This window comes from Sphingomonas horti (assembly GCF_009753715.1).
GTDB lineage: Bacteria > Pseudomonadota > Alphaproteobacteria > Sphingomonadales > Sphingomonadaceae > Sphingomonas_B > Sphingomonas_B horti.
In genome coordinates this window covers 209833-230744 of sequence record NZ_WQMS01000007.1, presented here as the reverse complement: position 1 = coordinate 230744, position 20912 = coordinate 209833, and the positions used below count along the sequence as shown (strand labels likewise).

Genomic DNA, 20912 nt, shown 5'->3' with positions numbered 1-20912 from the left:
CCTCGACCGCTTCCCGCCAGCCGAATGCGCAAACTATCTCCGCAACTGTGGCTATGCCGCTACCTAAGCTGAAAACGCTCTAGCCCAGCCGCGCTTCCACGATCGTCTTGATGTCGGCCTGCGGGCGCGGGCCGACATGGCTGATCACTTCGGCCGCGCAGATCGCGCCGATGGTCAGGCTGTCCTTCAGCGAGCGGCCGCGCGCCTGGCCGGCGAGGAAGCCGGCCGCGAACAGATCGCCGGCGCCGGTCGTGTCGACCACGGCTTCCACCGGCTCGGCGCCGACTTCAGCCCGCTCGCCGCCCTTGACCGCGATCGCGCCATGCTCGCTGCGCGTGACCACCAGCAGCGGCACGCGGGCCGAGACTGAGGCGACGGCGGCTTCGAAATCGTCGCTTTCCTCCAGCGACAGCAGCTCATTCTCGTTCGCGAACAGGATATCGATCGCGCCGTCGGCAATCAGCTTCAGGAAATCGGTGCGGTGCCGCTCGATGCAGAACACGTCGGACAACGTGAAGGCGACGCGCCGCCCGGCCTGCTTCGCCGCCGCGATCGCGCGCCGCATCGCCGCTCGCGGCTCCTCGGGGTCCCACAGATATCCTTCCAGATACAGGATTGCCGCGTCCGCGATCAGGTCGAGGCTGAGGGCGTCCGCGGGCAGGAACTGCGAGGCGCCCAGGAAGGTGTTCATCGTACGCTGCCCATCGGGCGTGACGACGATCAGGCAGCGCGCCGTCGGCGGCTCGCCCGGGCGCGGCGCGGTGTCGAACCGGACGCCCTGCGACCGCATGTCGTGCGTGAAGACGGTGCCGAGCTGGTCGTCGGCGACCTGGCCGATGAAGCCGCAGTTCAGCCCCAGCGCGGCCAGGCCTGCAAGCGTGTTCGCGGCCGACCCGCCGCTGGTTTCGATACCCGGCCCCATCCGCTCGTACAGCGCTTCGGCTTCTTCGGTCGAGAACAGCAGCTGCATCGATCCCTTGCGCAGGGAGTTTTCGGCAATGAAGGAATCCTCGGCGCGGGCAATCACGTCGACGATGGCATTGCCGATCGCGACGACGTCGTAGGTGGCGGCGGTCACTCGGGTCTCCGGGACAAATGGTCGGGCGTGCGCATAGTGCAGATTGGCGGCGCGTCAAACCGCTTGACCCTTCAAGCCCTTGCGCAAGCGGCCGTGGCGTGGTGAGCGGGGGGCGATGCGTATCGGGATCGTCCTTGCAACGTCGGCGCTGCTGCTCGCGGGCTGCGTCGGCCCGCCGGCCGCGCGCGAGCTGCCGTCGACGCCGCCGGTCATCTCGACCGCCGGGCTGGAGCGCGTGCTGGGCCACGACGCCCATGGCCTCGTCGCCCTGTTCGGGGAGCCGGAGCTCGACGTTCGCGAGGGCGAGGGGCGCAAGCTGCAATTCGCCGGCCCGATCTGCGTGCTGGACGCCTATCTATACCCCAAAGGCCGGCACGAGCCGATCGTCACCTATGTCGACGCTCGCCAGCCCGACGGCCGCGACATCGATCGTGCCAGCTGCGTGGCGGCCCTGATCGCGAACAGGAAGCGCTAAGTCCTAGCCGGACGCGTGTCGCTTCAGCTCGTCGCCGACGATCCGCGCGACGTGGAGCACGTTGGTCGAGCCCGGCACCCCGAACGGCACGCCGGCCATCACGATCACCCGGTCGCCGGCCTTCGCCATGTTGTGGCGCAGCGCCATGCGCTTCGACTTGGCAATCATGTCCTCGAAGGAGACGACGTCCTTGGTGCGGACCGCGTGCACGCCCCAGAGGATGCCGAGCCGCCGCGCCGTCTCCAGCTTGGGGGTCAGCACCAGCAGCGGCACCGACGGCCGCTCGCGCGCCACCCGCCGTGCGGTCGAGCCCGATGAAGTGAAGCAGATGATCGCTGCGGCGGATACGGTTTTCGCGATCGCGCCGGCCGCCTCCGCCAGCGCATCGGCGGTCGTGGGGTCGGGCCGCGTCTCGGTGAAGTGGACGCGCGCGAAATAACCGGGGTCGCGCTCGACGGCATTGGCGATGGAGTCCATCATCGCGACCGATTCCTCGGGCCAGTCGCCCGCCGCGCTTTCCGCCGACAGCATCACGGCATCGGCGCCGTCATAGATGGCCGTAGCCACGTCCGACACTTCGGCGCGCGTCGGCGTCGGCGACTTGATCATCGATTCGAGCATCTGAGTCGCGACCACTACCGGCCGACCCATCCGCCGGGCGCATTCCACGATCCGCTTCTGCATCGGCGGCACGTCCTGCGGCGGCAGCTCCACGCCCAGGTCGCCGCGTGCGACCATGACCGCGTCGGCGAGCTCCAGGATCGGCTCCAGCCGCTCCAGCGCCGCCGGCTTCTCGATCTTGGCGAGCAGGGCCGCGCGGCCCTGGATCATCCGCCGCGCCTCCGCCACATCCTCGGGCCGCTGGACGAAGCTCAGCGCCACCCAGTCGATGTCGTGGTCCAGCGCGAAGGCGAGGTCGGACCGGTCCTTCTCTGTCAGCGCCGCCAGCGGCACCACCACATCCGGCACGTTCAGCCCCTTGTTGTTGCTGAGCGCGCCGCCGACCTCCACGATCGTCTCGATCCGGTCGTGCGAGGCGCTGGTAACGCGCAGCACCAGCTTGCCATCGTCGAGCAGCAGCCGCGATCCTTCCTCCAGCGCGATGAACAGCTCGCGATGCGGCAGGCAGACGCGGTTCGCATCGCCGGGCGCGGTGTCGCGGTCGAGCACGAAGGGCGCGCCGGTTTTCAGCATCGCCATGCCGTCGGCAAAGGTCCCGACCCGCAGCTTCGGCCCCTGCAGGTCGACCAGGATCGTCGTCGGGCGGCCGACCGTCTTTTCCAGCGCGCGGATGTTGGCAATTGTCTGCGCGTGATCGGCCTGCGCGCCGTGGCTCATATTGACCCGGAACGCGTCGGCTCCGGCGCGGAACAGCCGCTCGATCATCTCCGGGCTTCGGCTGGCCGGCCCCAGCGTCGCGAGGATGCGGACCTTGCGGGACCGGGGTTCGACGCTTGTCGCCATGTGTTTTCGCTTCCCGTTGGACAGCGGCGTCCTACCGGCTATCCGGTCAGGATCAACCCATAGGGAGGATCGGATGGCCGAATATAGCGACGCGGCGGCGGCCGCCGCCTTCCGCCGGCTGGTTCATCACATGCAGCAGCGCAGCGACGCGCAGAATGTCGACCTGATGGGCCTGGCCGGCTTCTGCCGCAATTGCCTGGGCGACTGGCTCGCCGAAGCAAGCGGTGGGGCACTGACGAAGGATCAAGGCCGCGAGGCGGTGTACGGCATGCCCTATTCCGACTGGAAAGCGGCGCACCAGCAGCCCGCGACGCCGGAGCAGCTGGCGCGGATGGAATCGAGCGTCGCGCGAAATCGGGAGCTGGGCCTTTAGAAGCGGTTGAGGCGGCCGCGCGCTTCGCCTAGAGCCGCGCCTTCACCTTAACCCCAAGGATTCGTAGATGAGTGACAACGTCGCCGCCGATCAATTGCGCCTGTTCATCGAGCGCATCGAGCGGCTGGAGGAAGAGAAGAAAGGCATCGCCGACGACGTGAAGGACGTCTATCTGGAGGCGAAGGCCAACGGCTACGACGTGAAAACGATGCGGGCGATCGTCCGGTTGCGGCGCATGGAGAAGAATGCGCGGCAGGAGGCCGAGGCCCTGCTTGACACCTACAAGGCCGCCCTGGGCCTCGACTGAGGGGGAGCGACATGAAGGTCTATGGCTCGGTCGCATCGCCGTTCGTCCAGCGCGTGCTGATGGCGGCGCGCATCAAGGGCCATGACTTGGCCGTCGAGCCGCCGCCGGGCGGATCAATGCAGTCGCCGGAATTCCGTGCGATCAGCCCGATGGGCCGTATCCCGGTGCTGGAGGACGACGGCTGGACGCTCGCTGAATCGTCGGCGATCGTCGGCTATCTGGACGAGGTGCTGGACGGGCCCTCGCTGTTGCCGGGCAATCCACGCGAGCGCGCCCACGCCCGGCTTGTCGAGACGCTCGCGAGCCACGAGCTCGCCGGCCTGCGCCCGATCATGGTGTGCAAGGTCTTCGGGATGCGCGACGAGCCGGTGCTGGTCGATGAGGCCCGGACGACGATCGTCGCCGGCCTCGAGGCGCTGGAAAAGGGGCGCAACCCCGGCCATGTCTGGGCTGCCGGCGACAGCCCGAGCGTTGCGGACTGCATCCTGGTCCCGCTCTTCTCGCTGATGGAGGTCATCGATCCCATCGCCGGGACCAGTGCGCTCGTTGCCGAGCAGCCGGGACTCGCCGCCTATCGCGACCGCGCCTTCGCCAGCGAGCTGGGCGGCCGCACGGTGCGCGAGATGAAACAGTCGTTCGCCGCAATCCTGGAACGTCGCCAGCAGGCGCAGCAATCAACCTAGAGGAACCGACAGGCCATGGCCGGCCATTCCAAATTCAAGAACATCATGCACCGCAAAGGTGCGCAGGATAAAAAGCGGTCCGCCGCCTTCTCGAAGCTCAGCCGCGAAATCACCGTAGCGGCGAAAATGGGCACGCCCGATCCTGACATGAACCCGCGCCTGCGCGCCGCCGTCAACGCGGCCAAGGCTGCGTCCATGCCCAAGGACAATATCCAGCGCTCGATCGACAAGGCGAGCCGGGGCGATGCCGAGAACTACGAGGAAGTCCGCTATGAGGCGTTCGGCCCCGGCGGCACCTCGCTGATCATCGAGGCGCTGACGGACAACCGCAACCGTACGGCCACCAACGTCCGCACCGCCGTCACCAAGAACGGCGGCAACATGGCGACGGTAGCGCACGGTTTCGACCGGCTGGGGCTGATCACCTATCCCGCCAAGGCGGGCGACGCCGAAAAAGTGTTCGAGGCGGCGCTGGAAGCGGGCGCGGAGGATGTGGAGTCCGACGAGGAGGAACACCGCATCTGGACCGCGATCGATTCGCTTCACGAAGTCGCGCGCGCGCTGGAACCGGCGCTGGGCGAGGCCGAAGGCGCGAAGCTCGCCTGGCGTCCGCACATGCAGGTCGGCGTGGCTGAGGACGATGCGCGCCTGTTGCTCAAGATGATCGATACCCTCGACGACGACGACGACGTGCAGCAGGTCTGGGGCAATTACGACGTGCCCGACGAGGTTGCGGAGAAGATCGCCTGATCCTCCCCTGCTCTGCAGGGGAGGGGGACCGCTCGGCGAAGCCGAGTGGTGGAGGGGCTGAGCGCCTAGCGCGAAGGCAGACCCTCCGCTTCGCTCCGGGCCCCTCCACCACGCTTCGCGTGGTCCCCCTCCCCTCGCAAAGCGAGGGGAGGATCTGATGATCATCCTCGGCCTCGACCCCGGGCTCGGCACGACTGGCTGGGGCGTGATCCGGGCGGGGGGCAACCGGCTGGCGCATGTGGCCAACGGCCGGATCGCGACCGACGCGAAGACGGAGCTCGGCGCACGCCTGGTGGCGTTGGATGACGCCCTGACGTCACTCTTGGCCCAATACCGCCCCGAGGCGGCGGCGGTCGAGGAAGTGTTCGTCAACAAGAACCCGCAATCGACGCTGAAGCTGGGTCAGGCGCGCGGCGTGGTGCTGCTCGGCGCGGCAAAAGCGGGGCTGATCGTCGGCGAGTACGCGCCGACTCTGGTCAAGAAGGCGGTGGTCGGCACCGGGACGGCCGAGAAGGCGCAGGTGCACGCGATGGTCGCGCGCCTGCTGCCGGGGGCGAAGATCGATGGCCCGGATGCGGCGGACGCGCTGGCGGTGGCGATCTGCCATGCGCATCATCTCGGCTCCGCTCGGCGTATCCCCTAACCCGTTCGCTTCGATCGAAGTCGAGAAGCGTATCTCGACTTCGCTCGATACGAACGGATATAGAACGAGCGATGATTGCGCGATTGAGCGGAGCATTGGCGGAAGCGGGGGCGGATCACGCGGTGATCGACGTCGCCGGCATCGGCTATCTGGTGCAGGCCTCCAGCCGCACGCTCTCTGCGATCGGTCCGATCGGCGGGCAGGTGATGCTGTTCACCGAAATGCAGGTCCGCGAGGATTCGATGACCCTGTTCGCCTTCGGCTCGGCGGCGGAGCGGGACTGGTTCCGGCTGTTGACCGGCGTGCAGGGCGTCGGCGGCCGCGTCGCGCTCGCGATCCTGTCGGCGCTGTCGGCCGACGAGCTGCAGCGCAGCGTCGCGAGCGGCGACAAGGCGATGGTCGCCCGCGCGCAGGGAGTCGGCCCCAAGCTTGCCGAACGTATTGTCCGCGAGCTGAAGGACAAGGTCGGCGGCATTGCGCTGGGCCCCGGCGCCCCCGCCGCGATGCCGGCCAGCGGCGCGGCCAACGACGCCGTCTCCGCTCTTACGAACCTCGGCTTCCGCCCGGCAGAAGCGAATGCGGCCGTCGCAGCGGCGAATGACGAGCTTGGGGACAGTGCGACGCTTGACGCGCTAGTGCGTCTCGCGCTGAAAAAGGCCGCGCGGTGAAACAGGATTTTCCCAACTTTCGTCGCGCGCAAAAGGAACGGGGGCCCTATTTCCGAGGACCCGCGCAGATCGTCCGTTTCAAGAGGCAAGTGGGTTTTGGTTTGCTTCTGGTCAGCGCCATTCTGATCGGCCTTTGTATTGGGTTTAGCATCTGACGTGAGCGACACCGATCGCCTTCTCGCCGCCGCGCGCAAGCCGGAAGATATCGACGCGGCACTTCGTCCGAAGCGGCTCGACGAATTTGTCGGGCAGAAGGCGGCGCGTGAGAATCTGCGGGTGTTCATCGAGGCGGCGAAAACCCGCGGCGACGCGCTCGACCATGTCCTGTTCTTCGGGCCGCCGGGGCTGGGCAAAACGACGCTGGCACAGATTGTCGCGCGGGAGATGGGCGTCGGCTTTCGAGCCACGTCCGGGCCGGTCATCGCCAAGTCGGGCGATCTTGCCGCTTTGCTCACCAATCTGGAGGACGGCGACGTCCTGTTCATCGACGAGATTCACCGCCTCGCCCCCGCGGTCGAGGAAGTGCTGTATCCGGCGATGGAGGACCGCGCACTCGACCTGATGATCGGCGAGGGGCCGTCGGCCCGCTCGGTCCGGATCGAGCTGCCGCGCTTCACTTTGGTCGGCGCAACGACACGGCAGGGGCTGCTGACCACCCCCTTGCGCGACCGGTTCGGCATTCCGATCCGCCTCAATTTCTACACGGTCGACGAGCTGGAGAAGGTGGTGCGCCGGGCGGCGAGCCTGCTCGACCTCGGCATTGCCGAAGACGGCGCGCATGAGATTGCCAAGCGCTCGCGTGGCACGCCGCGGATCGCCGGGCGGCTGCTGCGACGCGTGCGCGACTTTGCCAATGTCGCGGGCGAAGCGGTCGTTCACGCCGATGTCGCGGACAAGGCGCTCAACCGGCTGGAGGTCGATCATCTCGGCCTCGACGCGATGGATCGGCGTTACCTCCATATGATCGCCGACATCTACAAGGGCGGTCCGGTCGGCGTGGAGACGCTTGCCGCTGGCCTCAGCGAGCCGCGCGACACGATCGAGGAAGTGATCGAGCCTTATCTGATCCAGCTGGGCCTGATCGCCCGCACCGCGCGCGGCCGATGCCTGAACGGGCGCGGATGGAAGCATCTGGGCCTCAACCCGCCCTCAAATGGGCAGGACGGGTTGTTCGATTAGCCGGTCCAAACGAGTTGGAGCCCATGTCTCCATCCGTTAGGGCCGTTCATATGACGCTGGACCTGCCCCAGCGCGGCCGGCTGGTCGGCCGCGAGCATCGGTTCCCGGTGCGAGTGTTCTTCGAGGACACCGACCTGTCGGGCGTCGTCTATCACGCCAATTACCTGCGCTACATGGAGCGGGCGCGGTCGGACATGCTGAGCGTCGCCGGCATCGACCAGCGCGCCGCCTTTGATGCGGGCGAGGGCTATTATGTCGTGGCCGATCTTCGCATCCGCTATCGCCGGGCCGCCAGGCTCGACGACGCCCTGGTGGTGGTCACCACGATCAAGGCTTTCACCGCCGCCAGTGCAACCATTCATCAGCGAGTCATGTTGGAGCGGGAAGTTCTGACCGAGGCGGAGGTGCTCGCGGCGTTCGTGGCGCCGGGCAGCGGCAAGCCGCGCCGCCAGCCCCGCGCCTGGCTGACCATTTTCGAACGATTGTTGGAGGACGTTTAGACTTGGATCAGCTTTTCGTGAATGCGGACGCGACGACGCTGTCGCCGATCGGCCTGTTCCTCCAGGCCGACTGGGTGGTGAAGGCGGTGATGCTGGGCCTGCTGCTCGCCAGCATCTGGACCTGGGCGATCATCATCGGCTTCGGCTTCCGCCTGAAGCGCCAGGTCACGCAGTCCGAGGCGTTCGAGCGCGACTTCTGGACCGCGCAGGACATCGACCGCTTTCATGACAAGCGCGGCAACGAGGACGTGCCCGCCGCGCGCATCCTCGATGCCGGGCTGAAGGAATGGCGCCGCTCGACATCGGCCAAGAAAGTCGACGCCGAGGGCGTGCGCTCCCGCCTCGCGACACTGATGGCGAGCGCCAGCGCGGCCGAGATCGACGCGCTCTCCGGCCGGATCAACGTCTTGGCGACGATCGGCAGCGTCGCCCCCTTTGTCGGACTGTTCGGCACGGTTTGGGGCATCATGCGCAGCTTCACCTCGATCGCCGCGGAGCAGAATTCGTCGCTGGCGGTGGTCGCACCGGGCATCGCCGAGGCGTTGTTCGCGACGGCGATCGGCCTGTTCGCAGCAATCCCGGCGGTGATCGCGTACAACCGCTTCAGCCATGGCCTGAACAGGCTGGAGGCACGGCTGCTGCGCTTCGCCGATAAGTTCCACGCGACCTTGTCGCGCGAGCTGGATGCCGAGGCCTGATGGCAGTCAAGCTCCCTTCCGCCAGCCGCGGTCGCAGCCGCGCGCCGATGGCCGACATCAACGTGACGCCGCTGGTGGACGTCATGCTGGTGCTGCTGATCATCTTCATGGTCACGGCGCCGCTGTTGACCGCCGGTGTGCCGGTGAACCTGCCGCAGTCGAAAGCGGGCGCGCTGAAGCAGGACAAGGAGCCCGTCACCGTCTCGATCGAGCGGTCAGGTCAGATATTCATCGGCGAAGATGAAGTGAGCGAGGATGCGCTCGGCGATCGCTTCGCGACGCTCGCCGCTGGCGAGCCGCCGCAGGTCTATCTGCGCGCCGACCGCTCGCTCGATTACGGCGCGGTGATGCGCGTGCTGGGCGAGCTTAACCGGGCCGGCCTGAACAAGGTCGCGCTGGTGAGCGTTGGCGACAAGGACTGAGATGGACCGGGCGGAGAAATTCGGGCTGGGGGCTGCGACCGCAGGGCATGTCGTCCTGTTCGGGCTGCTCTCGGTCGGCTTTCTCGCCACGCCCAATCCGCTGCGAATCGAGCGGCCGCCGGTCGAAGTCACCTTTGCCGACGATGTCGGCCTGGAAGCGACGGCGGCGCGTAGTGCCGAGCAGCCGCCCGCGACCAGCGTCGCGCCCGAACTCGGTCGGCCGGAAGAGGCTGCGCCGGCCTACGCCCAGAATCAGCCGGAGCCCGCGCCGGCACCCGCCGAGCCGGCTCCCGCGCCCGTGCCCACCCCGACGCCGAAGCCGAACAAGCCGCCGGTGCGCGAACGGGCGGAGGCATCGAAGGCAGCGCCCGCCAAGCCCGCCCAATCCAAGGCGCGCGGCGCGCGGCTCGGCCCCGATTTCCTGAAGGGTATCACCGAAGCGGCGAGCGTCAGCCGCGCGGCGGAGGCGTCGGCCGCCAATGTCGGGCCGCGCGTGCAGGCGTCGCTCGCGTCTGAGTTGAAGCGCCAGCTGAAGCCCCACTGGCGCCCGCCCAGCGGCGCCGATGTCGAGAAACTGCGCGTCACGATCGTCGCCAATCTCGCGCTCGACGGCACCATTGTCGGCCAGCCGCGCGTGATCGGGCCGACCGGCGTCACGCCCAGCAACCGTGCCCAGGCGAACCTGTTCGTCGAACGCGCGCTCGCGGCGGTGAGGCTTGCCGCGCCCTATCATTTCCCGAAGGAATATTACGCGGTCTGGAAACGCATCGAACCGCAGCTTTACGAGGGTCTTTGATGAAGTATCTCGCGCTCCCCCTCACTGCCATCGCCTCTGCCGCCCTGGCGCAGGCGCCCGCCGTCGCGCCGCCGCTGGTGGGGCAACCTTCCGGCCTCAGTGTCGACGTGACTGCCGAAGCGGGCGACGATCTCCGCATCGCGGTGCCGAAGCTTGCGACCGATGATGTGCGCGAGACAGTCGCCGGAACCACCGACGCGCTCGGCCGCCAGATCGCCGACGTGATCGCGGCGGACCTGCGCGGCAGCGGGCTATTCCGGCCGCTCGGGCCATCGGGAATTCCGACGGTCAGCTTCGCCGAGGCGAACGCGCCCAATTTCGCCATCTGGCCGCAGACAGGGGCCGAAGCGCTGGTCAGCGGCTTCGTCCGCGCGGGCGGCGACGGCAACCTGACCGTCGGCTGCTATCTCTACGACGTGAACCTGAAGTCGGAGTTGAAGCGCACCGGCTTCGTCGTCGCTCCGCGCGATTGGCGGCGCGCGGCGCACAAATGTGCGGACATGATCTATTCGCGCCTGTCCGGCGAAAGCCCGTTCTTCGACAGCCGCATCGCCTATATCGCCGAGACCGGGCCCAAGGATCACCGCGTCAAGCGGCTCGCGATCATGGATTCGGACGGCGCCAACCACCGCTTCCTGACCAACGGCCAGAATCTGGTGCTGACGCCGCGCTTCTCGCCCGACTACAAGTCGATCGTCTATGTGAGTTACCAGCAGCGCCGGCCGCACGTGTTCGTGTACGATGTCGGCACCGGCCGGCAGCGGCTGGTGCTCTCGACGCCGAACCAGGTGATCGCGCCGCGCTTCTCACCGGACGGGCGCACGCTGCTCTTCTCGATGAGCCAGGGGGGGAACACCGACATCTACAAGATGCCGGCGGCGGGCGGCACGCCGGTGCGGCTGACCAACTCGCCTGGCATCGACGTCGGCGGCAGCTTCTCGCCCGATGGCAGCAGGATAGTGTTTGAGAGCGACCGCTCGGGCAAGCAGCAACTCTATGTGATGAACGCCGACGGCTCGAACCAGCAGCGGATCAGCTTTGGCGGCGGTTCCTACGCAACGCCCGAATGGAGCCCGCGCGGCGACCTGATCGCCTATACGCGCCTCGGCAGCTTCAGCATTGGCGTGATGTCGCCGTCGGGAGGCGGCGAGCGCATCCTGACCCATGGCTGGCAGGACGAAAGCCCGACCTGGTCGCCCAATGGCCGCGTGATCCAATTCTTCCGCTCCACGCCCGGCCGTTCCGGAACGTCCAGCGTCTGGCAGGTCGACCTGACCGGCCGCAACCTTCGCAAGATTCCAACGCCGGTCGATGGATCGGATCCGACCTGGGGACCGTTGCTCCCCTGAAACGACGATAAAGGAGAATGAGATGAAATTTGGCCATACGCTGATGGTTGCCACCGCAATGATCGCCGTCGCGGGCTGCTCCAAGAAGCCGCCGGCGGAACTGCCGCCCGCGCCGCAGGAGACGCCGACGCCGGAAGCGCCGCCGCCGGCCGAAATGGGTCCGGTCCCCGGCAGCCAGGCGCATTTCATCGCAAATGTCGCGTCCGACCGCGTCTTCTTCGACACCGACGAATATAATATCGATGCCGCGGACCAGGCGACGCTACAGAGCCAGGCCGCCTATTTGAAACAATATCCGAACGTCCGCGTCACGATCGAAGGCCATGCCGACGAGCGCGGCACGCGCGAATATAACCTCGCGCTGGGCGAACGCCGCGCCAATGCGGCGAAGAACTATCTCGCCTCGCTGGGCATCGATCCGAGCCGGATCAGCACGATCAGCTATGGCAAGGAACGCCCCGAAGCGCTCGGCTCCGACGAAGCCAGCTGGGCGAAGAACCGGCGCGCTGTCACCGTGACGGTGCAGTAGGGATCGGCAACGCGTCCGTACGGGGAGGTTCATTCCTCCCCGTACAGCGCCACCACCGGCTCATGGTCGCTAGAGACCTTGCCTCGGTACATGCCCTTCGAATTGAACGCCCAGCCGCCGCGGCCGTCGGGGCCGACGACAATCACACCGCCGGTGCCGCCGAGCGCGCCCATGTCGGCGATCGTCGCGCGGGCAGCGCTCAGCACGTCCTGTCCCGCCAGTCGCGCCCGCGCGCAGATTTCGTGCGCCACGACCGCGCGGATGAAGAATTCGCCCGACCCCGTGGCAGAGACGGCGCCGGCCCGGTCGTCGGCATAGGTGCCGGCGCCGATCAGCGGTGAATCGCCGATCCGGCCCCAGCGCTTGCCGGTGATGCCGCCGGTCGAGGTCGCCGCGGCGACGTGCCCCGCCTTGTCGCGGGCGACCGCGCCGACCGTGCCATACTTCATGTCTATATCGAAATGGTCGGCACCGCGTGCCTTCAGCTCCTCGAGCTGGCGCCGGCGCTCGGCGACTTCGAACCAGTCGGCCCCGGCCTGCTCGATCCCCTGTTCCCGTGAAAAACCGTCGGCGCCCTCGCGAGAGAGCAGCACGTGCGGGCTGTCCTCCATCACTCGCCGTGCCAGGCTGACCGGGTTGCGCGTCGCGGTCACGCCGGTGACGGCGCCGGCGTCGCGATTGCGGCCGTCCATTACCGCCGCATCCATCTCGATCCGGCCTTCATAGGTGAAGACCGACCCTCGGCCGGCGTTGAAATGCTCGTCATCCTCCAGCACGCGCACGGCGGCTTCCGCCGCGTCGAGCGCTTGCCCGCCGGCGCGCAGGATCGCGCCGCCCGCATCCAGCGCGCGCAAAAGAGCGTCGCGGATCGCGGCTTCCTGCTCCGGCGTCAGAATCCCCTGCTCGATGATCCCGGCGCCGCCATGGACGACCAGGGTCCAGTCCGCACTGCTCACCATGGGAGCTCCTGCCCGTCATGGTTCAGGAAGCTGCCGCTGCGGTCGCGGCTCAGGCCGGCGATCGTCTTTCGCATGCCGGAAACGCTGGTTTCCGGCTCGATCGTCGCGCCGGGCCCGCCCATGTCGGTCTGCACCCAACCGGGGTGCAGCATCGCGAGCGTGACGTCGTCGCCGCGCCAGTCGATCGAAAGCGACCGCCACGCCGCGTTCAACGCGGCCTTGGTCGAGCGGTAGGCGATCGCGCCGCCCGAATCATTGTCGGCGATGCTGCCCATCCGGCTGGTGATCGCGATCATCTTCCCGCCTGCCGCCATGTTCGCCTTCAGCCCCTTGGCGAGCAGCGTCGGGCCGATGCAGTTGGTCGCAAAGCCGTTCAGCCACCCTTGGGCATTCAACCCGCGCGGCAGCACGCCGGCATTGGCGATCAGCACGTCGATCGTGCGGCCGCAAAGGCGTCCCGCCAGTGCGCCGATGCTGGCCGGATCGGCGGCGTCGAGCGGCAGGATCTCAACGCCGAGCCGCTTCAACTCGTCGGCAGCATCGGGATTGCGCGCGGCGGCGATCACGGTCCAGCCGTCCGCCGCATATTGGCGGGCGAACTCCAGGCCGATGCCGCGGTTCGCGCCGGTGATCAGGACTGTGGGCATTGTTCCTCCTCAAGCTCGCGCGCGGCTTAGCTGTTCCGATTCAGGGCCGCCATCGCTATATGGACGCAAGCACCAACGCAGAGATCCCACATGTCGGTTCGTCCCTGGCGCGATATCGTGCGCCGAAAGTCACGTCAGATCATGGTCGGCAACGTGCCCGTCGGCGGCGATGCGCCGGTGACGGTGCAGACGATGACCAACACGCCGACCGCGGACGCGAAAGCGACGATCGACCAGATCCGCCGCTGCGAGGAGGCCGGCGCCGATATCATCCGCGTTTCCTGCCCCGACGTGGAAAGCACCGCGGCGTTCCGCCAGATCGCCCGCGCCGCGCGCGTACCGCTCGTCGCCGACATCCATTTCCACTACAAGCGCGCGCTGGAAGCTGCCGATGCCGGTGCGGCCTGCCTGCGTATCAACCCGGGCAATATCGGCTCGTCCGAGCGGGTGGCGGAGGTCGTGCGCGCGGCCAAGGCGAATGGCTGCGCGATCCGCATCGGCGTCAATGCCGGCAGCCTCGAAAAGGACCTGCTCGAAAAATATGGCGAGCCCTGCCCCGAGGCGCTGGTCGAGAGCGCGCTCGATCATATCAAGCTGCTGCAGGATCATAATTTCCACGATTATAAGGTCGCGGTGAAGGCGTCGGACGTGTTTCTGGCGGTGGCGGCGTACCAGCAGCTGGCGGATGCCGTCGATTGCCCGCTGCACCTGGGCATCACCGAGGCCGGCGGGCTGATCGGCGGCACGGTCAAGAGCGCGATCGGCATCGGCTCGCTGCTCTGGTACGGCATCGGCGACACCATTCGCGTCAGCCTCTCGGCCGAACCGGAGGAGGAAGTGCGCGTCGGCTTCGAGATTCTGAAGGCACTGGGCATCCGCAACCGCGGCGTGCGCATCGTTTCCTGTCCATCCTGCGCGCGCCAGGGCTTCGACGTGATCCGCACCGTCGAGAAGCTTGAGGAGCGGCTGCAGCATATCCGCACGCCGATGTCGCTGTCCGTGCTCGGCTGCGTCGTCAACGGCCCCGGCGAAGCGCGCGAGACCGATATCGGCCTGACCGGCGGCGGCGCCGGCAAGCACATGGTCTATCTGTCCGGCGTCACCGACCATCATGTGAATGACGCTGATATGATCGACCACATCGTGAAGCTGGTCGAAGCAAAGGCGGCGGAGATCGAAGCCGCCGAACAGGCACAGGCCGCCTAAACCAGCGCCTCGACGCTCTCCACGAACCGCATCACGGAAATGGGCTTCGACACATAGGCCTCCGCGCCTGCCGCGCGGATGCGTTCCTCGTCGCCCTTTGCCGCATAGGCAGTGACGGCCATGATCGGGATCGGCTTCAGCTGCTCGTCGGCCTTCAGCGTCTCGATCAGCTCGATGCCGCTGACGTTGGGCAGCTGGATGTCCATGATCACCAGGTCGGGTTCGAAGGCGCGCGCGCGTTCGACCGCCTCGCGCCCGTCGCGCACCGGCTCGGCGACATAGTCGTGCGCGCGCAGCAGGTCGCAGAAGAGCTTGAGGTTGAGTTCGTTGTCCTCGACAACGAGCACTTTCTTACTCACAAGCGACACATCCTCGCTGCCCCCAGGCTTATCCACAATAGAACATGCACGGTCCCGAAACAAATCACGACGCTCCCACCCTGGCGCTGCTTGCGCTCGCCTGGTCTCTGGAAGACTCGCGGCGCGCCGAGAGGTTGCTTGCGCTGACCGGGTTAACCACCAATGACCTCCGCGCGCGTGCGACGGACCCGGCCCTGCAGGCGGCCGTGCTCTCCTTTCTGGAAGCGCACGAACTCGACCTCGTCGCTTGCGCCGATCACCTTGGGGTCAAGCCAGAGCTTCTGATCAGGGCGCGCACGGAGCTGGACGCGTGACGCGCCCGCTCCTGATCACAGACTGCGACGAAGTTCTGCTGCACATGGTCAGCCATTTTCGCGACTGGCTGGGCGAGGCGCACGGCGTCGACTTCGACCTGTCCGAAGGCGATTATTCGCGCGCCGTCCGGCATCGGGAGACCGGCGAGCCGCTGCCGCGCGAGGAGACCTGGCCACTGCTGAACGGCTTTTTCGAAACCGAGATGTACCGCCAGACCTTGGTCCCGCACGCCCGCGAGGCGCTGACGGAACTGGCCGGGATCGCGGACGTGGTCGTGCTCACCAACCTGCTCGACACGCATCAGGAGCGACGGATCGCGCAGCTGGAGGCGGTCGGCATCCAGCACCGCGTGCTCTGCAACCAGGGCGGCAAGGGCACTCCGGTCGCGCAGCTGCTCGACGAATATGGCCCAAGCGCGGCGGTGTTCGTCGACGACTTGGCGCTGCATCACCTCTCGGTTGAAAAGGCGGCGCCGCAGGTCTTCCGGCTCCACATGGTCGCCGAGCCCGAATTGGCGGCGATGATGCCGCCCGCACCGTGCGCCCATGCCCGGATCGACGATTGGGCGGAGGCGACGGGCTGGATCCGCGATCGGCTGACCTCCGGGCTTGACGCGCGGACCATGCCGATGATTGGAGAAATCTCATGAGCATCGAACAACGCCTCGCCGAGCTCGGCATCGAGCTGCCCGCCCCCGCCGCTCCCGTCGCTGCCTATGTCCCGGCGGTCGAAGCCGGCGGGCTGCTCTTTATCTCGGGGCAGGTCAGCCAGAAGGACGGCCAGCGCATCACCGGCCGGCTAGGCGAGGACATGGACCTGGAGGCCGGACGCGATGCCGCGCGCAGCTGCGGCATCATGCTGCTCGCCCAGATGAAGGCAGCGTTGGGCTCGCTGGACCGGGTGGCCCGGATCGTGAAGCTGGGCGCGTTCGTGAACTCGACCGCTGACTTCACCGACCAGCCCAAGGTCGCCGACGGCTGCTCGACGCTGATGGCCGAGGTGTTCGGCAACGCCGGCAAGCACGCGCGGAGCGCGGTGGGCGTGCCGTCGCTCCCGCTCGGCGTCGCGGTCGAGGTGGATGCCGTGGTGGCAATCAAAGCCTAGCCGCATCCCGGGCCTCACCCGGGTCATGCCCGGGATGACGAGGTTACTTCTTCGCCTTCCACTTCTTCACGGCATCGAGCGTGCCGGCGACGTGGCCTTCCGGCTTCATCGCAGTGTAGGCGAAGACGATCTTGCCGTTGGGCGCGATCACATAGGAAGTGCGGTTGGATCGGCTCGCCATCACCGGCAGCGTCACGTCATAGGCCTTGATCACTTCCGGGCTGGCGGCGGCGACCGCGAATTTGTCGCGGCACTCCTCGGTCGAGAAGCGCTTCAGCGTGTCGATATCGTCGCCTGACATGCCGATCACCGTCGCACCGAGCTTGTTGAACTCGGGCGTCGCCTCGGCGAACTCGTGCGCCTCGATCGTGCAGCCGGTCGTGAAGGACTTCGGATAGAAATAAAGGACTACCGGTCCCTTTTTCAGCGCCTGTTTCAGCGAAAAGCTGAACGCCTTGCCGGCGAGGGCGCCCTGGGTCGCGAAATCGGGCGCGGTGGCGCCGGGTGCGAGGGCGGCAAAAGCGGGAGCGGGGGAAAGCAGCAGCGACAGGGCGAGGGCAGTGCGGATCATCGAAAGGCCTCCTGAGCTTCGGGGCGCCACTGTCTTAAGCGCCCCTTGCTCGGTGTGCCAGCGTCAGTTCGCGGCCCAGGCCGTGACGAAATAGCCGAGGATCATCACCGGTCCCAGCATCAGCGTCAGGACGAACAGCGCGATGCGGATCAGCAGCGGGTCGATACCGGTTGCATTGCCCACTCCCGCGCACACGCCCATCAGCTTGGCGTTGCCGCGATCGAGACGGAATGCAGACATTGGACTTATTCCTGGATGCGGGATGCGGTTACGCGAACGGCAGCGCGGCGGGGCCGACGGCGGCAACCACGAACATCGTGGCGACGGCAACAGCGGCGACGACCGAAGCAACGGTGTCGAACATCGAAGTGAAGCGGGTCATTTCTCATCTCCCTGACTGGCCGGCCGGACCATCCGTCGGCGTCATCAGGGGCAATGCATCGCTCGTGCCAACTCGCGCCCAAGGAGGGATGCGGGCCAAATGATTTGCCACATGTGGTAATCCGCGCCAAGAGGCGCGCATTTGCGCCAAGGTCAGGCGACGTTTGCTACCATCGCTAGCGGATAGAGTTCGGCTTCCTCCGCGTCCATGCGGGCGCGCAACACCGCGATCAGACTCTTGGCGGAGCGGCAATAGCCCGGCCAGTCGTCGGTGATCGCGCTGACTGTCCATTCCCGGACATGGGCCTGAAGGCGCGCGCCCAACCCGGTCATCTCGGCGGCCATCTTGCGGCCCGTCTCCATCGGCCGGCCGCCGGTGCGGGCCAGGGCAGGGTAAAGATGGGCGCCTTCATAGGCGAGATGCGCGCTGATCAGCCGCGCCAGCGTCCAGCGACACTTGGACAGCGCCATCGTGTCGGGCTGCGCACGGCTCAGCTCTTTCTCGTAATCGTCCGCCAGCGCCCGCAATTCCTCATGCTGGCGGCAGAGCGTCTCGACATGCTGTTTCATTGGAGCGACCTCTTTGCCGTCCTCGATGGCGGCAAAGAGTCAGCAAAGCCTTAAGATGCGGCCACGCGGTCGATCGCTTCCGCCATCCGCACGTCGCGCGCCGAAAGGCCGCCGGCATCGTGCGTGGTGAGCAGGATATCGACACGGTTCCACACGTTCGACCATTCGGGATGATGGTCCGCCTTCTCGGCGAGCAGCGCGACTCGCGTCATGAACGCGAACGCCTCCGGGAAGTCGGCGAACAGGAAGCTGCGGGTCAGCGCGTCGCGCGCCTCGTCATAGTCCCACTCGCCCAGCCGATCGAGCGCGGCCGCGCGCTCGCCCTCGTTCAACTGTTCGACCATTGTCCGCCTCCTCGACTTGGTCCTATGTCATCGCCATGGCCGACCAGGCAACCTATGCTCCGGACCTGGAGACGATCGAGCGGCTCGCACGCGCGGCGCTGGAGCGGCTGCCGAGCGAATTCCGCGCGCATCTGGGCGACGTGGTGTTGCGCATCGAGGATTTCGCCGACGACGCGACTCTCGACCAGATGGGCATCCAAGACCCGTTCGAGTTGACCGGCCTCTATTCCGGGCGCCCGGTCGGCGACAAATCCTCGACGGACAGCGGCGCCCTGCCCGACATGATCCATCTCTATCGCCGGCCGATCCTCGACGAATGGGCCGAGACCGGTGTGTCGCTGGAAGCGCTCGTCACCCATGTGCTGGTGCACGAGGTGGGGCATCATTTCGGGCTGTCCGACGACGACATGCACGCGCTCGAAGACCTCGCCGGGTGACGACGTTGCGATTCGACGACGTCGCCTGCGTGCGCGGCGGCCGGCTGCTGTTCGAGGGTGTCTCGCTTGCGCTTGGCGCCAGGGAAGCGGCGATCGTCACCGGCCCCAACGGCGCCGGCAAGTCGAGCCTGCTCCGCATCGCGGCAGGACTGCTGGAGGCCGCTGCCGGCCGGGTGACGCGCAATGGCGCGGCCGCGCTCGCCGACGAGAATGCGGCGCTGGACCGCGAGCTGCCGCTGGGGAGCGCGCTGCGCTTCTGGGCACGGCTGGACGGGCGAGAAGACGCGCTGCCCGAGGCGATGGCTGCCATGGGTCTAGTCCACCTGGCGCCGGTGCCGGTGCGGATGCTCTCGACCGGCCAGCGCAAGCGTGCTGCCCTTGCGCGCGTGATCGCTAGCGATGCCCCAGTCTGGCTGCTCGACGAGCCGACCAACGGCCTAGACAGCGAGGCGATCGGCCGGCTGGAACGGGCCTGCGCCACGCATCAGGCAGCCGGCGGGATCGTGCTGGCCGCGACCCACCAGGGCCTGCGTTTGAGCAAGGTTCAAATCCTTCCGCTTGCCCCGACCCGAGATGCCGGTGCTTAGCCTGATCCGCCGCGATGTTGCTCAGGCCTGGCGCGCGGGCGGGGCGATGCTGCCGGTCATGTTCTTCCTGCTGGTCGCGACTCTGTTCGCCTTCGCGGTGGGGCCCGACGCGCAATTGCTCGCCCGCACCGGCGGCGGCGTGCTGTGGATGGCAGCCCTGCTCGCGGCGCTGCTGCCGGTGGACCGGCTGATCGAGCCGGACCGGCTGAACGGCGTGCTCGACCAGCTCGCGGTGCGCGGGCATTCGGACGAGAGCGTCGCCGCTGCCAAGCTGGTCGCGCACTGGCTCAGCTTCGGGCCGACGCTGATGCTGTCGGCATTGCCTGCCGCCGCGCTGCTGCGGATCGATGCCGGCACGCTCGTCCGGATCGAAGCAGGGCTGGCGATCGGTTCCCCCGCGCTCGCGGCTTTGGGGGTGACGGTCAGCGCGCTGACGGCGGGCCTGCGTGGTGCCGGCGCGCTCGGCGGGCTGCTGATGCTCCCGATCGCGGTGCCGGTGTTGATCTTCGGCGCCGGAGCGCTGGGCGACGGCAGCGGCTCCGCGCTGAAGCTGCTCGGCGCCGTGTCGCTGCTACTGGTCGCCGGCGCCCCGTTCGCCGCGGGCGCGGCGCTCCGGGCGGCACGCACCTAGTCGTTGCGCCAGCGCGCCCAGATCGCGGTCGGCAGCAGCAGCCCCCGTGCTTCCTCGCGCACGGCGAGTTCGCCCATCTCGACGCGGCCGGGCAAGTCGGCAAAGGCCTGCGCGATCAACTCGCCGATGGCCAGCGCCGACATCCGCACCGCATAAACGGTCAGGAACAGGAAGCGGCCGTCGCGGTCGAGCAGCTTGCGGCAGTCGGCGACCAGCGGCGCGAGGCCTTCCTCGAGCTTCCACACCTCGCCTTCGGGCCCGCGGCCGTATTTGGGCGGATCGAGGATGATCCCGTCATAGCGTCGCCCGCGACGGACTTCGCGCGCAACGAACTTGGCGGCGTCGTCGACGATCCAGCGCACCGGCCGGTCGGCCATGCCCGACAGGGCAGCATTGGCGCGCGCGGCATCGACAGACTTCTTGGAGGCGTCGACATGCACCATCTCCGCGCCGGCGGCCGATAGGGCGAGCGTGCCGACGCCGGTATAGCCGAACAGATTCAGCGCCGATTTCGGCCGCATGCCGCGCATCCAGCTCCACACCGGCGCCATGTCCGGAAAGAAGCCGAGGTGACGGAAAGGCGTGCACGAGGCGGTGAAGCGGAGCTCTTCCCACCCGAGCGGCCAGCCCTCGCGCGGCACCTGCCCGCCGAAGCGCCAACGGCCGCCGCCTTCCTCGTCCGATCCGGGCATGAACTCCGCGTCCGCGCGCCAGTCGCCCGCGGCCGGCGCCCACATCGCCTGCGGCTCGGGGCGCACGAAGCGGAACCGGCCGTAGCGCTCCAGCTTGCGGCCGTGGCCCGAATCGAGCAGCCCGTAATCGGCCCAAGGCTCGGCGATCAATGTTTCGAGATTTCGCTCCATAAACTCCGTTCGGCCTGAGCCTGT

At 67.6% G+C, this 20912-nt stretch carries 31 protein-coding genes; 21 read left to right on the top strand and 10 right to left on the bottom strand.

Annotated features, from left to right (window positions below):
- Nucleotides 1–79: 79 nt before the first annotated feature.
- Nucleotides 80–1078: an adenosine kinase gene (locus tag GON01_RS07415; RefSeq protein ID WP_181600229.1), complete on the bottom strand. Its 999-nt coding sequence runs from the start codon at nucleotides 1076–1078 to the stop codon at nucleotides 80–82.
- 115 nt (nucleotides 1079–1193) lie between these two features.
- On the opposite strand from GON01_RS07415, the gene GON01_RS07410 reads away from it, so the two are divergent.
- Nucleotides 1194–1553, top strand: coding sequence for a hypothetical protein (locus tag GON01_RS07410; RefSeq protein ID WP_157026716.1), 360 nt, complete (start codon nucleotides 1194–1196; stop codon nucleotides 1551–1553).
- A 3-nt stretch (nucleotides 1554–1556) separates the two neighbouring features.
- Here the strand turns inward: GON01_RS07410 and pyk are convergent, their stop codons facing one another.
- Nucleotides 1557–3017: a pyruvate kinase gene (gene pyk / locus GON01_RS07405; RefSeq protein WP_157026715.1), complete on the bottom strand. Its 1461-nt coding sequence runs from the start codon at nucleotides 3015–3017 to the stop codon at nucleotides 1557–1559.
- A gap of 73 nt (nucleotides 3018–3090) precedes the next feature.
- Here pyk and GON01_RS07400 point away from each other — a divergent pair, with 73 nt between their 5' ends.
- The 13 genes from GON01_RS07400 (at nucleotide 3091) to pal (ending at nucleotide 11914) form a co-directional block, all read left to right on the top strand.
- A complete protein-coding gene (locus GON01_RS07400) occupies nucleotides 3091–3390 on the top strand; it encodes a DUF1244 domain-containing protein (RefSeq protein ID WP_157026714.1) in 300 nt (99 codons plus the stop codon).
- 67 nt (nucleotides 3391–3457) lie between these two features.
- Nucleotides 3458–3697, top strand: coding sequence for a DUF2312 domain-containing protein (locus tag GON01_RS07395; protein ID WP_157026713.1), 240 nt, complete (start codon nucleotides 3458–3460; stop codon nucleotides 3695–3697).
- 11 nt (nucleotides 3698–3708) lie between these two features.
- Nucleotides 3709–4380 (top strand): glutathione S-transferase family protein, encoded by a 672-nt coding sequence (locus GON01_RS07390; protein ID WP_157026712.1) that lies wholly within the window; start codon nucleotides 3709–3711, stop codon nucleotides 4378–4380.
- 15 nt (nucleotides 4381–4395) lie between these two features.
- Nucleotides 4396–5130: a YebC/PmpR family DNA-binding transcriptional regulator gene (locus GON01_RS07385; RefSeq protein WP_157026711.1), complete on the top strand. Its 735-nt coding sequence runs from the start codon at nucleotides 4396–4398 to the stop codon at nucleotides 5128–5130.
- 157 nt (nucleotides 5131–5287) lie between these two features.
- Complete coding sequence (ruvC, locus tag GON01_RS07380; protein WP_157026710.1) at nucleotides 5288–5773, top strand: crossover junction endodeoxyribonuclease RuvC; 486 nt, start codon at nucleotides 5288–5290, stop codon at nucleotides 5771–5773.
- Between the two features lie 71 nt (nucleotides 5774–5844).
- Nucleotides 5845–6441, top strand: coding sequence for a Holliday junction branch migration protein RuvA (gene ruvA / locus GON01_RS07375; RefSeq protein ID WP_157026709.1), 597 nt, complete (start codon nucleotides 5845–5847; stop codon nucleotides 6439–6441).
- Between the two features lie 156 nt (nucleotides 6442–6597).
- Nucleotides 6598–7620, top strand: coding sequence for a Holliday junction branch migration DNA helicase RuvB (gene ruvB / locus GON01_RS07370; RefSeq protein WP_181600228.1), 1023 nt, complete (start codon nucleotides 6598–6600; stop codon nucleotides 7618–7620).
- Between the two features lie 50 nt (nucleotides 7621–7670).
- Nucleotides 7671–8120: a YbgC/FadM family acyl-CoA thioesterase gene (locus GON01_RS07365; RefSeq protein ID WP_157026707.1), complete on the top strand. Its 450-nt coding sequence runs from the start codon at nucleotides 7671–7673 to the stop codon at nucleotides 8118–8120.
- Between the two features lie 2 nt (nucleotides 8121–8122).
- On the top strand, nucleotides 8123–8818 hold the full coding sequence (gene tolQ / locus GON01_RS07360; protein WP_157026706.1) for a protein TolQ: 696 nt from the start codon (nucleotides 8123–8125) through the stop codon (nucleotides 8816–8818).
- Complete coding sequence (gene tolR, locus GON01_RS07355; RefSeq protein WP_157026705.1) at nucleotides 8818–9240, top strand: protein TolR; 423 nt, start codon at nucleotides 8818–8820, stop codon at nucleotides 9238–9240. Before tolQ ends, tolR begins: the two co-directional genes overlap by 1 nt.
- Nucleotide 9241: 1 nt before the next feature.
- A complete protein-coding gene (locus GON01_RS07350; RefSeq protein WP_157026704.1) occupies nucleotides 9242–10036 on the top strand; it encodes a cell envelope biogenesis protein TolA in 795 nt (264 codons plus the stop codon).
- A complete protein-coding gene (gene tolB, locus GON01_RS07345; protein ID WP_157026703.1) occupies nucleotides 10036–11385 on the top strand; it encodes a Tol-Pal system beta propeller repeat protein TolB in 1350 nt (449 codons plus the stop codon). The genes GON01_RS07350 and tolB overlap by 1 nt, the downstream gene beginning before the upstream one ends.
- A gap of 22 nt (nucleotides 11386–11407) precedes the next feature.
- On the top strand, nucleotides 11408–11914 hold the full coding sequence (pal, locus tag GON01_RS07340) for a peptidoglycan-associated lipoprotein Pal (RefSeq protein WP_157026702.1): 507 nt from the start codon (nucleotides 11408–11410) through the stop codon (nucleotides 11912–11914).
- 29 nt (nucleotides 11915–11943) lie between these two features.
- On the opposite strand, the gene GON01_RS07335 is transcribed toward pal, so the two are convergent.
- Nucleotides 11944–12873 carry an isoaspartyl peptidase/L-asparaginase family protein gene (locus GON01_RS07335; protein ID WP_157026701.1) on the bottom strand — a complete coding sequence of 310 codons (930 nt, stop codon included), beginning with the start codon at nucleotides 12871–12873 and terminating at the stop codon, nucleotides 11944–11946.
- Nucleotides 12867–13520, bottom strand: a complete 654-nt coding sequence (locus tag GON01_RS07330; RefSeq protein ID WP_157026700.1) for an SDR family oxidoreductase — start codon at nucleotides 13518–13520, stop codon at nucleotides 12867–12869. Before GON01_RS07330 ends, GON01_RS07335 begins: the two co-directional genes overlap by 7 nt.
- A 90-nt stretch (nucleotides 13521–13610) precedes the next feature.
- Here GON01_RS07330 and ispG point away from each other — a divergent pair, with 90 nt between their 5' ends.
- On the top strand, nucleotides 13611–14726 hold the full coding sequence (gene ispG / locus GON01_RS07325) for a flavodoxin-dependent (E)-4-hydroxy-3-methylbut-2-enyl-diphosphate synthase (protein WP_157026699.1): 1116 nt from the start codon (nucleotides 13611–13613) through the stop codon (nucleotides 14724–14726).
- On the opposite strand, the gene GON01_RS07320 is transcribed toward ispG, so the two are convergent.
- Nucleotides 14723–15085: a response regulator gene (locus tag GON01_RS07320; RefSeq protein WP_181600227.1), complete on the bottom strand. Its 363-nt coding sequence runs from the start codon at nucleotides 15083–15085 to the stop codon at nucleotides 14723–14725. The genes ispG and GON01_RS07320 overlap by 4 nt on opposite strands.
- A 44-nt stretch (nucleotides 15086–15129) precedes the next feature.
- On the opposite strand from GON01_RS07320, the gene GON01_RS07315 reads away from it, so the two are divergent.
- The 3 genes from GON01_RS07315 to GON01_RS07305 are packed head-to-tail and all read left to right on the top strand — an operon-like array spanning nucleotide 15130 to nucleotide 16504.
- A complete protein-coding gene (locus GON01_RS07315; RefSeq protein ID WP_157026697.1) occupies nucleotides 15130–15399 on the top strand; it encodes a DUF3572 family protein in 270 nt (89 codons plus the stop codon).
- On the top strand, nucleotides 15396–16049 hold the full coding sequence (locus GON01_RS07310; protein ID WP_309503829.1) for an HAD family hydrolase: 654 nt from the start codon (nucleotides 15396–15398) through the stop codon (nucleotides 16047–16049). The genes GON01_RS07315 and GON01_RS07310 overlap by 4 nt, the downstream gene beginning before the upstream one ends.
- The gene (locus GON01_RS07305) at nucleotides 16046–16504 is read left to right on the top strand and encodes a RidA family protein (RefSeq protein WP_157026696.1); all 459 of its coding nucleotides are present in this window, start codon (nucleotides 16046–16048) and stop codon (nucleotides 16502–16504) included. Before GON01_RS07310 ends, GON01_RS07305 begins: the two co-directional genes overlap by 4 nt.
- A 43-nt stretch (nucleotides 16505–16547) precedes the next feature.
- Here the strand turns inward: GON01_RS07305 and GON01_RS07300 are convergent, their stop codons facing one another.
- From GON01_RS07300 to GON01_RS07285, 4 genes are all read right to left on the bottom strand, one after another.
- Nucleotides 16548–17075, bottom strand: a complete 528-nt coding sequence (locus tag GON01_RS07300; RefSeq protein ID WP_157026695.1) for a peroxiredoxin — start codon at nucleotides 17073–17075, stop codon at nucleotides 16548–16550.
- 63 nt (nucleotides 17076–17138) lie between these two features.
- Nucleotides 17139–17315, bottom strand: coding sequence for a PspC domain-containing protein (locus GON01_RS07295; protein WP_157026694.1), 177 nt, complete (start codon nucleotides 17313–17315; stop codon nucleotides 17139–17141).
- A gap of 294 nt (nucleotides 17316–17609) precedes the next feature.
- The gene (locus tag GON01_RS07290; protein ID WP_157026693.1) at nucleotides 17610–18026 is read right to left on the bottom strand and encodes a hemerythrin domain-containing protein; all 417 of its coding nucleotides are present in this window, start codon (nucleotides 18024–18026) and stop codon (nucleotides 17610–17612) included.
- Between the two features lie 50 nt (nucleotides 18027–18076).
- Nucleotides 18077–18370: a 4a-hydroxytetrahydrobiopterin dehydratase gene (locus tag GON01_RS07285; RefSeq protein WP_157026692.1), complete on the bottom strand. Its 294-nt coding sequence runs from the start codon at nucleotides 18368–18370 to the stop codon at nucleotides 18077–18079.
- Nucleotides 18371–18405: 35 nt separating this feature from the next.
- Between GON01_RS07285 and GON01_RS07280 the strand changes: the two genes are divergently transcribed.
- From GON01_RS07280 to GON01_RS07270, 3 genes are read left to right on the top strand one after another with little or no spacing between them, the layout of a single operon-like run.
- Complete coding sequence (locus GON01_RS07280) at nucleotides 18406–18807, top strand: metallopeptidase family protein (RefSeq protein ID WP_157026691.1); 402 nt, start codon at nucleotides 18406–18408, stop codon at nucleotides 18805–18807.
- Nucleotides 18804–19394, top strand: a complete 591-nt coding sequence (ccmA, locus tag GON01_RS07275) for a heme ABC exporter ATP-binding protein CcmA (RefSeq protein ID WP_198159806.1) — start codon at nucleotides 18804–18806, stop codon at nucleotides 19392–19394. Before GON01_RS07280 ends, ccmA begins: the two co-directional genes overlap by 4 nt.
- Nucleotides 19381–20025, top strand: a complete 645-nt coding sequence (locus GON01_RS07270) for a heme exporter protein CcmB (protein WP_157026689.1) — start codon at nucleotides 19381–19383, stop codon at nucleotides 20023–20025. The genes ccmA and GON01_RS07270 overlap by 14 nt, the downstream gene beginning before the upstream one ends.
- Here the strand turns inward: GON01_RS07270 and GON01_RS07265 are convergent.
- Nucleotides 20022–20888 carry a class I SAM-dependent methyltransferase gene (locus tag GON01_RS07265; protein WP_157026688.1) on the bottom strand — a complete coding sequence of 289 codons (867 nt, stop codon included), beginning with the start codon at nucleotides 20886–20888 and terminating at the stop codon, nucleotides 20022–20024. The genes GON01_RS07270 and GON01_RS07265 overlap by 4 nt on opposite strands.
- Nucleotides 20889–20912: the final 24 nt, after the last annotated feature.

Excerpts from the sequence above, each read along its gene's own strand:
- ruvA (WP_157026709.1), top strand. The coding sequence starts at position 5,845 with ATGATTGCGCGATTGAGCGGAGCATTGGCGGAAGCGGGGGCGGATCAC.
- GON01_RS07410 (WP_157026716.1), top strand. The coding sequence starts at position 1,194 with ATGCGTATCGGGATCGTCCTTGCAACGTCGGCGCTGCTGCTCGCGGGC.
- tolR (WP_157026705.1), top strand. The coding sequence starts at position 8,818 with ATGGCAGTCAAGCTCCCTTCCGCCAGCCGCGGTCGCAGCCGCGCGCCG.
- GON01_RS07280 (WP_157026691.1), top strand. The coding sequence starts at position 18,406 with ATGGCCGACCAGGCAACCTATGCTCCGGACCTGGAGACGATCGAGCGG.
- ruvC (WP_157026710.1), top strand. The coding sequence starts at position 5,288 with ATGATCATCCTCGGCCTCGACCCCGGGCTCGGCACGACTGGCTGGGGC.
- GON01_RS07300 (WP_157026695.1), bottom strand. The coding sequence starts at position 17,075 with ATGATCCGCACTGCCCTCGCCCTGTCGCTGCTGCTTTCCCCCGCTCCC.
- GON01_RS07335 (WP_157026701.1), bottom strand. The coding sequence starts at position 12,873 with ATGGTGAGCAGTGCGGACTGGACCCTGGTCGTCCATGGCGGCGCCGGG.
- pyk (WP_157026715.1), bottom strand. The coding sequence starts at position 3,017 with ATGGCGACAAGCGTCGAACCCCGGTCCCGCAAGGTCCGCATCCTCGCG.
- GON01_RS07315 (WP_157026697.1), top strand. The coding sequence starts at position 15,130 with ATGCACGGTCCCGAAACAAATCACGACGCTCCCACCCTGGCGCTGCTT.
- GON01_RS07350 (WP_157026704.1), top strand. The coding sequence starts at position 9,242 with ATGGACCGGGCGGAGAAATTCGGGCTGGGGGCTGCGACCGCAGGGCAT.
- GON01_RS07330 (WP_157026700.1), bottom strand. The coding sequence starts at position 13,520 with ATGCCCACAGTCCTGATCACCGGCGCGAACCGCGGCATCGGCCTGGAG.
- GON01_RS07265 (WP_157026688.1), bottom strand. The coding sequence starts at position 20,888 with ATGGAGCGAAATCTCGAAACATTGATCGCCGAGCCTTGGGCCGATTAC.
- GON01_RS07365 (WP_157026707.1), top strand. The coding sequence starts at position 7,671 with ATGACGCTGGACCTGCCCCAGCGCGGCCGGCTGGTCGGCCGCGAGCAT.
- GON01_RS07395 (WP_157026713.1), top strand. The coding sequence starts at position 3,458 with ATGAGTGACAACGTCGCCGCCGATCAATTGCGCCTGTTCATCGAGCGC.
- tolB (WP_157026703.1), top strand. The coding sequence starts at position 10,036 with ATGAAGTATCTCGCGCTCCCCCTCACTGCCATCGCCTCTGCCGCCCTG.
- GON01_RS07285 (WP_157026692.1), bottom strand. The coding sequence starts at position 18,370 with ATGGTCGAACAGTTGAACGAGGGCGAGCGCGCGGCCGCGCTCGATCGG.
- ispG (WP_157026699.1), top strand. The coding sequence starts at position 13,611 with ATGTCGGTTCGTCCCTGGCGCGATATCGTGCGCCGAAAGTCACGTCAG.
- GON01_RS07385 (WP_157026711.1), top strand. The coding sequence starts at position 4,396 with ATGGCCGGCCATTCCAAATTCAAGAACATCATGCACCGCAAAGGTGCG.
- pal (WP_157026702.1), top strand. The coding sequence starts at position 11,408 with ATGAAATTTGGCCATACGCTGATGGTTGCCACCGCAATGATCGCCGTC.
- GON01_RS07305 (WP_157026696.1), top strand. The coding sequence starts at position 16,046 with ATGAGCATCGAACAACGCCTCGCCGAGCTCGGCATCGAGCTGCCCGCC.
- GON01_RS07390 (WP_157026712.1), top strand. The coding sequence starts at position 3,709 with ATGAAGGTCTATGGCTCGGTCGCATCGCCGTTCGTCCAGCGCGTGCTG.
- GON01_RS07295 (WP_157026694.1), bottom strand. The coding sequence starts at position 17,315 with ATGTCTGCATTCCGTCTCGATCGCGGCAACGCCAAGCTGATGGGCGTG.
- GON01_RS07270 (WP_157026689.1), top strand. The coding sequence starts at position 19,381 with ATGCCGGTGCTTAGCCTGATCCGCCGCGATGTTGCTCAGGCCTGGCGC.
- GON01_RS07400 (WP_157026714.1), top strand. The coding sequence starts at position 3,091 with ATGGCCGAATATAGCGACGCGGCGGCGGCCGCCGCCTTCCGCCGGCTG.
- GON01_RS07290 (WP_157026693.1), bottom strand. The coding sequence starts at position 18,026 with ATGAAACAGCATGTCGAGACGCTCTGCCGCCAGCATGAGGAATTGCGG.